The organism is Vibrio sp. S12_S33 (assembly GCF_963889785.1).
Lineage (GTDB): Bacteria > Pseudomonadota > Gammaproteobacteria > Enterobacterales > Vibrionaceae > Vibrio > Vibrio aestuarianus.
The window spans coordinates 147,638-159,333 of record NZ_CAWPQZ010000003.1 but is presented as its reverse complement, the minus strand read 5'-3'; the positions used below and the strand labels follow the sequence as shown (position 1 = coordinate 159,333).

Below are 11,696 nucleotides of genomic sequence, written 5' to 3'. Positions count from 1 at the left end.
TATTTTTCTCCTTCAATGGGAGAAAGGATAACAGAGATCACGTATAATCTCTGTAAAATTGAGGTGAGACAAAGTAAATGATTAATGTTGGTCAAATAAACAGTTTAGAAGTCGTGAAAATTGCCGATTTCGGCGTGTTTTTAGATGCAAGTGATTTTGGTACGACGTTACTACCGAATCGATTTGTACCCGAAGGTGTTGAGTTAGGGCAACAAATTGATGTGTTTTTATATTTTGATTCAGATAATCAGCTAGCTGCGACAACCGAGATTCCCATTGCTAAAGTGGGCGAATGGGGTTTAATGAAAGTCGAAGGTGTTAACAGTACTGGTGTTTTTGTTGATTGGGGAGTCAAGGATAAAGATCTATTGGTTCCTTACAGTGAACAACGAGCGCGCTTTACTGAAGGGCAGACCATTCTGGTTTATGTTTATACCGATAAGGCTTCTGGTCGTATTGTCGGGACAACAAAGTTCAATAAAGTATTGGATAAGACTCCGGCTAATTACACGAAGAATCAACAAGTGGATCTGCTTATCGCTGAGCGTTCAGATTTAGGTTATAAAGCGATCATCAATGGTCAACATTGGGGGATGATTTTCCCATCGGATGTGTTTGGCAAACTATTTATCGGCAAATCGTTGAAGGGGTACATTAAGAACGTTCGCGAAGATGGAAAAATTGACCTTGCTTTGCAAAAAGTTGGTGTCGAAAAAATGGATGAAATGAGCGCGAAAATCCTTGAACTTCTGGAGAAAAAAGGTGGATTCTTACCGTTAAGTGATAAGTCAACGCCTGACGCTATTTTTGCTACCTTCCGTACTAGTAAAGGCACGTTTAAGAAAAGCATTGGTGGTCTCTATAAGCAGGGCAAAATTACCATCGAACCTGACGGTATTCGTTTAGTTTAATTACTGTTGAAAGAAAAAAAGGCCCAAAACTCAACCGTCTTTGGGCCCAGGGGAATGGCTCTTACAGAGCCTACGCTAATCACTAAAGATTCGTGTTGTGCTTTCCTTATAAGTGTAGTCGGTATGCACGCGTTGGCGATGATTTTTTAGAATTTCATTCTATAGTTTATCCGTTTAGAATAGGTTTTTGTCTTTAACTAGCTCTCTTGGCAGGCCATTTTTAACGCGGTTACCGACCCATTTCCCTAATCCAATTACATTATTCCCGAGCTTTACGATAACTTCACCTTGGTTCGATGATTGTTCTGACCTGATATCTCTACCCATGTACCAATCTCTTGCATCATCAACCGAAAGTATGACGCAATTGGCTTCATTGCCAGTAGCTAGCGCTGTCGCGACTTGGTGTTGCCAGCGATAACCTTTCTTATGCGCTTCAGCAATTTTTATCCCCATTCGAGAAAAACGTAGTTCACCCAACATCGGCTCTAATGCGTTGGGAAATAACCATACATCGTTATCGCGCAACCATACGCTGGCGTCGTTAGGCAGTACAATATCCAGTGATTTTTTGAGCTGTAGTGCAATATCTTGCTGTACTTTGGTACTGGCTTTTTCAAATGGGAATTTACCCAAACGCTTTTTAACTTCAGGGCTCGGTACGGAACTTAATTTACGGATTTTCGCGACAAAGAAACCTTCACAATCGTAAACTTGCGGGAAGATATGCAAAAAGCCATCTTCAGTTAATGAAGCACTGGCATTCTCAAATAAATCACCTAGAGAAACAAATTCTAACGCTTCGCCAAAGGTGGCCTTTAGATGGTGACAAACTTGTTGGTTTTCTTCTGTACTTAATGTGCAGGTAGAGTAAACCATTACGCCACCAGGTTTGAGAGCATGAAAAGCACTTTCAATTAAGTCTTTCTGTGTTTCCGCAATGGAAAGTACCGACGCTTTACTCCAGTTTTTCATTGCATCTGGATCTTTACGGATCGTGCCTTCACCAGAACAAGGCGCATCAATAAGTACTGCGTCAAATTGTTCTGGTAACCACCCTCCAAACACTCGACCATCAAAATTGCTAAGTGCACTATTGCGCACGCCACAACGCTCTATGTTGGCGTGCAGTACTTTGACGCGACTGGCTGAAAATTCATTGGCAACTAAAATACCTAAATTACCCATTTGAGCGGCTATTTGTGTGGTTTTAGAGCCGGGCGCTGCCGCCATATCTAATACAGAGTTAAAGGGCGCGCTTTCATCCATAAATAGAGCTGAAACTGGCATCATGGAGCTGGCTTCTTGAATATAAAAAAGCCCCGCCATGTGTTCAGCTGTATTGCCGAGAGGAACTTGCGACTCATCAGCTTCAATCCAAAACCCCGTATCACACCAAGGCACTGGAGACAATTGCCACCCTTTTTCTGCTGCTCGCTGGCAAAAGTGTTCGGTAGATATTTTGAGTGTATTGACTCGAATACTTTTACGAAGAGGGCGCTGACAAGCGGCAATAAAATCACTCATAGTGAGTTCATTGGGTAATATTGCTTCAATTGTCGTAAGAAATGCTTCTGGCAGTGTTATGTTGGCGTGCAAGGTTCTGTCTCATTTGGAAGTTTGGCTGCGAATTATATAAGAATCGAGATGAGATAAGAACCGTAAAAAATGCAGCTCGGAGGCTGCATTTTTTAAAGAGGCGGATTAAGGTTTGGGAATCGCTGTTCTCCACTGCGTCCACTCTGGTGTTGCCGCAGGGTACAAGTAAAACGCTTGCCCTTGTTTTGCGATAGGTTGTAACTGCTTTTGTTCGGGAGTCGCAAAGGTAATTCCTCCGCGCACAATACTGTCTATGGTTCCAGCCTTTATGTTGGCGCCTGATAACCCGATAGAGACATCAACCCCAGAAACATTCCAAAATACACTGTTATTACGCACTAAATAAGCGAACGGTTTTTGAATTTCTACCGTGAAAATAACTCGGTCAGCGAAGTCGCCTAATTTTACATGGGTGACGACGCCCACTTCCATTTCTCGGTAAAGGACTGGTGTTCCTTCAGTCACTGAGCCTCGTCTTTCACTTTGCAGTGTAAACTCAACACCTGTTTCTTGCTTCGGCTGCTTTTCTAACTTGAATTGATAATTCGGCTTGCCAGTACCTGGCCGTACTTCAATACTACTGGTGATTAAGTTTTGTAGGTTTTCGATACCATCTAGACCGATTTTAGTTTTAGCAACCCAGAAATGCGTATCAACTCTTGCAACATCAGTGGCGTAACTAGGATCAATACGGGCTTTAAGAGTTATGATGCCGGTCTGAAAGTCGGGAGTTACAGATGTGACTTCACCGACAACAATATTATTGTATTTAATCGACGTCCCCTTAGTGATACCAAGAGAACTATCAGCAATCAAGGTCACTTCTTGTCCATACTTTCTCGCTTGCTCATAGCTGTCATATAATTTCCACAAGTTATTATTTTTATTATCGATACCTTGCAAGGAATCAAACGCAATACCACCTTGTAGCAATGTTTTAAGTGGTGCTGCTTTGACACTAACGCCGGCCAGTGATGCCTCGACTTCAACACCAGAACGATTCCAAAATACAGTTTGGTTCGTAATCAGGTAACGGTATTGATTCTCAATTTTCACCTCGATTTTTACACCGTTTTTCGTGAGCTTAAATCCAGAGACGCTACCGACTTGTAAATTACGGTACAGAAGAGGGCTACCTTGGCTGATTGGTGGTAATTCATCAGTTAAAAGAGTCAGCATTTGCGAACCGCTTTGGTTGTATTTTGCAAGTTCCGCCAAAGACTGACTCGGGTATAAATGATATTCGGGATAAACTTTCTCGCTCCCTTCACTGACAAAACTAATTGAACCAGTTAATAATTGTTTGGCTGGAGGGATTGATACATTGAGTCCTGATTCCGTGAGCTCTGCGGTTGCCGACCCTGTAATATAAAAGCGACTTTTAGATCGAATCAGGGATGAGTACTGCTCGTCAATTAAGGTGTTTAAGGCTACGTGGTCTTGCTCTAACACGACGCCAATAACTGAACCGACAGCAATGCCTCGATATAGAATTTGAGTGCCAACATCTAACCCATATGAGCTGTCTGCAATAAGTTTAATTGCAATGGATTTAGCTTGTGACTGGTTGAACTCAAATTGTCGGATAGCGGTGAAGCTCCTTGCCTTGCTGCCTTCTCCTGGAACCAGAGTCAAATAATTACCTTTGATTAAGTTACCAATGTTTTCAACGCCCGAGAGTGAAACTTTTGCCTCTTCTAATACAAAGCGACTACCAGAATTTAGCATGTCACTGAAAGCAGGTTGAATGGCGGCAGAGGCAACGACTTGTTTTCGTCCTTGGCTTAATTGCAAGTTTGTCACTTGGCCAATTTCAATTCCGCGATACATGATAGGAGCTCCAGTTGAGCCAATATTATGTTGATCGGGTAGGGTTATCTTGACGGGAATACCACGACCTGCTGTTTTTAAATCTCTATAGAGTCTAAACTGGGTATTCTGTTTGACGGGTTCTCCACCATCAGGGGAATCGACTGCGATGGACCCACCAATAAGAGCGCTGAGGCTTTCTAATCGAACATCAACTCCCTCAAAACCAATACTGGCACCAATGCCACTGACATTCCAAAAACGGCTTTCATTAGTAATGATGTGTCGATATTCATCATCGACAGAGGCTTGGATGATGACTGATTTTGCGTCTTTATCGAGTTGATAGTTAAAGACTTCGCCTATAGGTATTTTCTTATAGACAATTTGAGAGCCAATAGAAAGCCCCCCTAAATCACGTGCTTTCAAAGAAATAATCAACCCTTGCTCGGGTTGTAAATCTGAAGGAGCATTATCTAAAGCGCGAAAGGTGTTATTGTGATCCGTCGAGGTACCTTCATTGCCCGGTTGAATCGCAATATAGTTACCTGATACTAGCGCGTCCAACCCAGAAATACCTGAAAGGCTAGCGGTTGGTTTGACTAACCAGAAACGCGTTTGATCATTGAGCAGTTGGGTTGCTTCTGGATAAATATCTGCATCCACGTAAATGCTTTCTAACCCTTCAGATAAGTTGATATCACGTACCATACCGACTTCTAAGCCTTGGTAGCGAATGGTTGTTCTACCAGCAACTAAACCTTGAGCATCCGAAAAATAAATTTGAATTCTTTCTCCTGCATCGTGAATTGCTTTTGTAACCAACCATCCGGCAAGCAACATGGTTAGTATCGGTAAAATCCATAGAGGAGAAATACCTTTATTTCTTTTCACATCAGGAGTGTAAGAATTCTGGGTTGAAGCTGATTTACTCATTTGAAAGCTCATTTTTTTCTGATGTATCTGGGTAGTTATCCCAGATGAGTCGAGGGTCCATGCTTTCAGCCGCTAACATAGTCAATACGACGACCATGCCAAAGGCGACAGCACCATAACCCGGTGTAAAATCGAGGATTTGCCCTCGATCGACTAATGTCAGCATAATTGAAATTACGAACAGATCCATAACAGACCATTTACCTATCCATTTAATAGCAAAAAAAATCGTCATGCGCTGCCGATGGTACACTTGCCGTTTGAATTTGATTGCAAGAAGCAAATAGGTCAGGCCAAAAATTTTGATAATAGGTACGACAATACTTGCAACAAAAATAATGATGGCGATTCCGACCATGTCACTATTAATTAATGATGCAACACCAGAAAAAATGGTGTCTTCCAATCGTTGTCCATTGGTGATCAATATTGATATTGGGATAAGGTTTGCAGGGAAAATAGCAATGCTTGCAGCGATTAAATAGGCCCAGGTACGCTGTATTGAATTAGGCTTACGGTGATAGAGCTTTTGTTCGCAGCGGACACAATGGTGGCTTTCGGGTTGCGATAAATGACAATGATGGCAGTGGACATCTTTATGTTCAAATGTGTATTGATTTTCTGGTTTCCATGCTTCCCAATAACGTCTCACGCTGACGCGGGTAGCAAGTAGAACCGTAGCCAATTGTAATAACACCAGACCATACAGCCCAACACCAATATGAATATCTGAATAATCTTGAAGTTTAAAGCAAGAAACCGCCACGCTGATCAAAAAAACATCGATCATCACCCAAGATTTTAGTTTGTGAATGATAATAAGCGAATAGTTAAGTACAGAAAACCAGCGAAAGCGCAGTGCCATATGCGCTGTGACCACTGAAGAACACACTAAAAATGGGGCAATCGAACTGCAAAACAAAACCAGTAATGCAATCAGAAAAAAGCCTTCATCCATCAAAGCCAATACCCCTGAGGGTAGGGTGGCGGGAATCATTACGCCAACCAAACGAATACTAATAAAATCGAAAAAATGCGAAGGAATGAACAGTAATAAGCAGGTTATCGCTATCGCAAGGTCACCAGATAAAGATGGTTTACCCCCGCGGTACAGTTGAGTACCGCAGCGAGGACAATAAGCACTTTTACCTTGTGCGACTTCAACTATATCAACCGCCAGTTCGCAGCCTTGGCAGAGTCTGATAGCATTTGACGCACTAGGATGTTGTTCAAGAACTTTCACAGGCAAACAAGAGCCTCACTCTTGGTGACGTTGTCACTGAGTGACGTGTGACTGTATATTTCCATATAACGTTTGATATAAACCATCTTGTGTTACTAATTCCCGATGCGTACCAGTTTGGCTTACTTGGCCATCTTCAAGCACGTAAATGATGTCTGCTTGTTTCACGGCTGAAAGGCGATGCGCAACAATTAATGTGGTTCGGCCACTCAAAAAATCGTTTAAAGCATCATGCAGCGCTGCTTCAGTGGCGGTGTCTAATGCTGAAGTGGCTTCATCCAAAATAACGAATCTAGGATCACTAAGCACCATACGAGCAATCGCTAAACGTTGGCGTTGTCCACCTGATAGCCGAATGCCGTTTCGCCCAATTAAAGTATCCAGTCCGTCACTCAAATTAGCAATAACATCCTGCATTTGGGCAATTTGTAGCGCCTGCCAAAGTTGGGTTTCATCGTAATGCTCACCCAAAGTCAAATTATGCCTCAAAGTATCGTTAAATAGTATAGGTTGCTGTAATACAACGGCTATATTATCTCTAATAATATCAAAACTGATCTCTTCGGTTGTGGCGCCATTAAAACGAATTTCTCCAGATTTGGGTTGATACATACCAATCAACAGCTGAATCAGTGTTGATTTACCACCACCACTAGCGCCGACTAAGGCGACTTTTTTACCGCGAGGAATACTCAGTGACAGATCTGTTAGCACATTTTGGTCGTTATCGTAGGCAAAATTGATGTGTGATATTTCTACATCAACCTGCTTTTGCTGCGTAAATGGGTTGATTTTACTTATCGGTCTTGGCTCTTCATCAAGCGATAGTAGAGCGTTGATGCGAGTAAAGGCAGCTTTGGCACTGTACCAAGAAAATTGAATGCCTAGCAGCTCTTGAACCGGACCTAGCATAAACCACAAATAGCCAAATACGGCAAAAATTTGACCAATGGTTAAATCACTAAACAGAACCATCAACATTGCTACGGCTCTGAAAAGCTCAAAACCGAGTAGGAAGAGAAGAAAAGAAACGCGCCCAGCTGCTTCAGATTGCCAAGCATACTTATCAGCATCGATTCGTACTTGGTTCGCTTGCATTTTTAATTGATTTAGAAATACACGTTCTTTATTAGCAGCACGAAGTTGGTAAATACCGTCTAAAGTTTCTACCAGCCGATTTTGAAAACGCTCATAAGATTGGTTTTCGCGTTTCTTGAGGTGCTTTACTTTACTGCCCAGTTTACGTGAAAAGTAAATGACAATTGGATTCACTAATAAAATGAACAACCCAAGTCGCCATTCAAGCCATAGCAGCACGGCTGCAGTACCAATAACAGTAAAGAGGCTAATGATAAATTTGCTCAGCGTACTACCAATGAACTGATCGATAGTTTCGATGTCTGTAATCAAGTGAGCATTGATACCGCCACTACCTCTTGTCTCGTATTGTTGAATACTAATTCGACCTAATTTATCGATCATTTTAGCGCGCATATGATAGGTGATGGTCTTAGAAACAAGAGTGAATTGGCGGCTTTGAAGAATATTCAGAGCCTGGCTTACGCTGCGCATCAACACGACCAGCAATAAGGTTAACCCAATATAGCCTGTTGGGGTTTGCCATGCTGTCGGTAAGATGGCATTCATCATTACCAAACCGGATGCGGGTTTATTGAGAAGTACTTCATCGACCATCAATGGCATAAGCAAGGGGATAGGGACACTGATTAAAGTGGCAGCTATTGCAATGGCGTTGGCAAACAGCAAAGTTGCTCGATGTTTTTTTACTTGTTTTATCAACCAAGAACGGCTAATAGTGTCACTTGAATTAATCATTATAATGAGAATGCATCCTATTTATATTGTGGCGAAATTGTACGTCGTTCAAAAACGGATGTCTTTAGTTTTCAATTGGAAGTTTAGCTAATATGAACATAGAACATTACCAGCGCTTAACCAAACAAGCCTTAGCGCTATTGGAATCTGAAACGGATCTAATTGCGAACCTTTCAAATTTAAGTGCGTTACTTAATATGGAATTAGAGGATCTCAATTGGGTTGGCTTTTATTTGATCAAAGATGGTGAACTAGTGCTTGGCCCATTTCAAGGTCAACCTGCCTGTGTTCGCATTCCGTTAGGGCGAGGCGTGTGTGGTACGGCAGCCGCTAGCAATACTGTTCAACGTATTTACGATGTCCACGCATTTGAAGGGCATATCGCTTGTGATGCGGCGAGTAATTCTGAGCTTGTTATTCCATTTTTAATCAATGGTAATGTAGCAGGGGTATTAGATATTGATAGCCCAAGTATTGGCCGTTTTTCAGAAATTGATGAAAAAGGACTAACAGAATTGATGGTTGAGATAGAAAAGCTGCTCAATTCACACGCTAACAAGGCATAAATTGGTCATTGCCTGTGGTTTTTCGCATTTAGGTCACTATAATACCGAACATATTTATATTAATGCCTCGCGGAAAAGCCGCATAAACCAGGAATCCTCATGGAAAACACTGAAAAGTTAAAAAACAGCAAAGAAGTGATTGCGTACATTGCTGAATGTTTCCCAAAGTGCTTTACTTTAGAAGGTGAAGCCAAACCTCTAAAAATTGGTATTTTTCAAGATCTTGCTGAACGTCTAAGCGAAGATGAAAAAGTAAGCAAAACTCAGCTACGTGCTGCGTTAAGACAGTACACGTCATCTTGGCGTTACCTACATGGTGTTAAAGCGGGTGCGACTCGCGTTGACCTTGATGGTAACCCATGTGGTGAATTAGAAGAAGAACATGTAGAGCATGCACAAGCTGCCTTGGCAGAGAGCAAAGCTCGTGTGCAAGCGCGTCGTAAAGAACAAGCACAGAAAGCACGTGAAGAAGCGAAAGCGAAGCAGCCAAAAGCGAAGAAGCCTCAAGCTCGTCGTCCGCAAGCTAAAGCTCAGAAAGTTGAAAAACCGGTAGAGACACGTGCTTTAAATGCCGATGAAATGATCACTGGTAAGCAAGTGAACGTAAACATGGGTAAAGGAAACATGGCTGCGACCATTGTTGAAATTAATAAGGAAGATGTGCGCGTTCAACTTGTTAATGGCCTACAAATGGTTGTAAAAGTGGAGCACTTGCGCGCTTAAAGGAGAAATTCCTACGCATGAAATGCCGTTCAAAATTAACGTTGATTGCTGCTAGCCTATGGCTAGCAGTTTCATCAGCTCAGGCTTTAGAAGCCAAGTTGAGTCAAGAGGATCTTCCTCTTCTCACTCCTGAAGTTCAACATGAAACGGCGAGTAAACGTGTTACTTCCCGTTTCACCCGTTCTCATTACAAGCACTTCAATCTTGATGACAGCTTTTCTCAAGCAATATTCAATCGTTATCTAGAACTGCTTGATTATAATCGTAATATCTATACTCAAGCTGATATCGATTCTTTCAAAGCATGGTCAACTCAACTTGATGATCAACTTAAAGCGGGTAACAACCAAATTGCATTTGATGTGTACAATTTATCAATGCACAAACGTTTTGAACGCTTTCAATATGCTCTTTCTCTTTTAGATCAAGAAATTACTTTTGATACTGATGAATCAATGGAGCTTGATCGCTCAAAGGCTTCGTGGCCGAAAGATAAAGCAGAGCTGGATGAACTGTGGCGTAAACGCGTTAAATATGATGCGTTAAACCTTAAGTTAACGGGTAAAGAGTGGCCAGAGATTAAGGAAACGCTAGGTAAACGTTACAACAATGCCATTAAACGTTTGTCTCAGACTCATAGTGAAGATGTTTTCCAGCTTTACATGAATGCCTTTGCTAGAGAAGTGGATCCACACACTAGCTATTTGTCTCCACGCAATGCTGAACAGTTTCAATCAGAAATGAACCTCTCATTGGAAGGTATTGGTGCGGTATTGCAGATGACAGATGACTATACGGTTATTCGTTCGCTGGTGGTTGGTGGTCCTGCATCGACTAGCAAACAGTTAGGTGAAGGTGACCGGATTATTGGTGTTGGCCAAGATGGTAAAGATATCGTTGACGTTATTGGTTGGCGATTAGACGACGTTGTACAACTGATAAAAGGCCCGAAAGGAACCAAGGTTCAGTTGCAAATTTTGCCGGAAGGTAAAGATGCTAAAAGTCACGTTGTAACTATTGTGCGCGATAAAATTCGCTTAGAAGACCGAGCGGTTAAGTCTGAAATCATTGAAATAAATGACAAGAAAATCGGTGTGTTAGAAGTACCGAGTTTCTACGTCGGTTTGTCAAAAGATACAGACAAACTTATTGCAGAGCTTAAACAAAAAAATGTTGATGGCATCATCGTCGATTTACGAAACAATGGTGGTGGAGCTCTCACTGAAGCCACAGCGCTTTCTGGTCTGTTTATCGAAAGTGGTCCTGTCGTTCAAGTTCGTGATAGTTATGGTCGTGTCAACGTTAACAGCGATACCGATGGTAAAATCAGTTATCAAGGTCCAATGACGGTACTGATTAATCGCTACAGTGCTTCTGCATCTGAAATTTTTGCAGCGGCAATGCAAGACTATGGTCGAGCGATTATCTTAGGAGAGAACTCCTTCGGCAAGGGGACGGTTCAACAGCATCGTTCGCTTAATCATATTTATGATTTATTTGATAAAGAGTTAGGCTACGTTCAATACACGATTCAAAAGTTTTACCGAATTGATGGTGGTAGTACGCAAAATAAAGGGGTTGTCCCTGATATCGCGTTCCCAACTGCGATTGAAGCGAGTGACACGGGGGAAAGTGTTGAGCCAAACGCTCTACCTTGGGATCATATTGATAAAGCGAAATATGATAAGTTACAGGGTAATGAAAGTCTAATTGTTAGCTTGTCGACTAAACATCAAGCTCGTATCGCAAGAGACAGAGAGTTTGGTTTTATTCGCGAGGATATTGTTAAGTACAAAGCAGAGAAAGATGACAATACCATCTCTCTTAATGAGCAAGTACGTAAGCAAGAAAGCGATAAAGCCGATCAGTTACGTTTGACTCGTATCAACTTGCGACAAACCGAGAGTGGTGATAAACCATTCAAGACATTGCAGGATATACCAAAAGATTACGAAGCCCCAGATGTTTATTTAGATGAAGCCGTTGCAATTACGGTCGATATGCTAAATTAATTAAGCTATCCAATCTAAAGCGAGCCCTGCGGCTCGCTTTTTTGATCTTATTTAGACCAAA

Annotated in this window: 8 protein-coding genes; 4 read left to right on the top strand and 4 right to left on the bottom strand. The window is 41.9% G+C overall.

All coding sequences use genetic code 11. The annotated features are described in order from the left end of the window. Positions 1–77 precede the first annotated feature (77 nt). Entirely contained in the window at positions 78–911 is an 834-nt protein-coding gene (locus AACW06_RS02725) for a CvfB family protein (protein ID WP_192073878.1), read from the top strand. A 174-nt stretch (positions 912–1,085) separates the two neighbouring features. Here the strand turns inward: AACW06_RS02725 and rsmF are convergent, their stop codons facing one another. The 4 genes from rsmF to AACW06_RS02705 form a co-directional block, all read right to left on the bottom strand. Further along, positions 1,086–2,510, bottom strand: coding sequence for a 16S rRNA (cytosine(1407)-C(5))-methyltransferase RsmF (gene rsmF / locus AACW06_RS02720; protein ID WP_192073877.1), 1,425 nt, complete (start codon positions 2,508–2,510; stop codon positions 1,086–1,088). A gap of 105 nt (positions 2,511–2,615) precedes the next feature. Then, complete coding sequence (locus AACW06_RS02715; protein ID WP_192073876.1) at positions 2,616–5,255, bottom strand: MlaD family protein; 2,640 nt, start codon at positions 5,253–5,255, stop codon at positions 2,616–2,618. Beyond that, positions 5,248–6,504, bottom strand: a complete 1,257-nt coding sequence (locus AACW06_RS02710; protein WP_192073875.1) for a paraquat-inducible protein A — start codon at positions 6,502–6,504, stop codon at positions 5,248–5,250. Before AACW06_RS02710 ends, AACW06_RS02715 begins: the two co-directional genes overlap by 8 nt. A 27-nt stretch (positions 6,505–6,531) precedes the next feature. After that, positions 6,532–8,334: an ABC transporter ATP-binding protein gene (locus AACW06_RS02705; protein WP_192073874.1), complete on the bottom strand. Its 1,803-nt coding sequence runs from the start codon at positions 8,332–8,334 to the stop codon at positions 6,532–6,534. Positions 8,335–8,426: 92 nt separating this feature from the next. Between AACW06_RS02705 and AACW06_RS02700 the strand changes: the two genes are divergently transcribed. From AACW06_RS02700 to prc, 3 genes are all read left to right on the top strand, one after another. Beyond that, on the top strand, positions 8,427–8,900 hold the full coding sequence (locus tag AACW06_RS02700; protein ID WP_192073873.1) for a GAF domain-containing protein: 474 nt from the start codon (positions 8,427–8,429) through the stop codon (positions 8,898–8,900). Positions 8,901–8,999: 99 nt separating this feature from the next. Then, positions 9,000–9,623, top strand: a complete 624-nt coding sequence (proQ, locus tag AACW06_RS02695) for an RNA chaperone ProQ (protein ID WP_053311566.1) — start codon at positions 9,000–9,002, stop codon at positions 9,621–9,623. A 17-nt stretch (positions 9,624–9,640) separates the two neighbouring features. Then, the gene (gene prc / locus AACW06_RS02690; RefSeq protein ID WP_192073872.1) at positions 9,641–11,635 is read left to right on the top strand and encodes a carboxy terminal-processing peptidase; all 1,995 of its coding nucleotides are present in this window, start codon (positions 9,641–9,643) and stop codon (positions 11,633–11,635) included. Positions 11,636–11,696 lie beyond the last annotated feature (61 nt).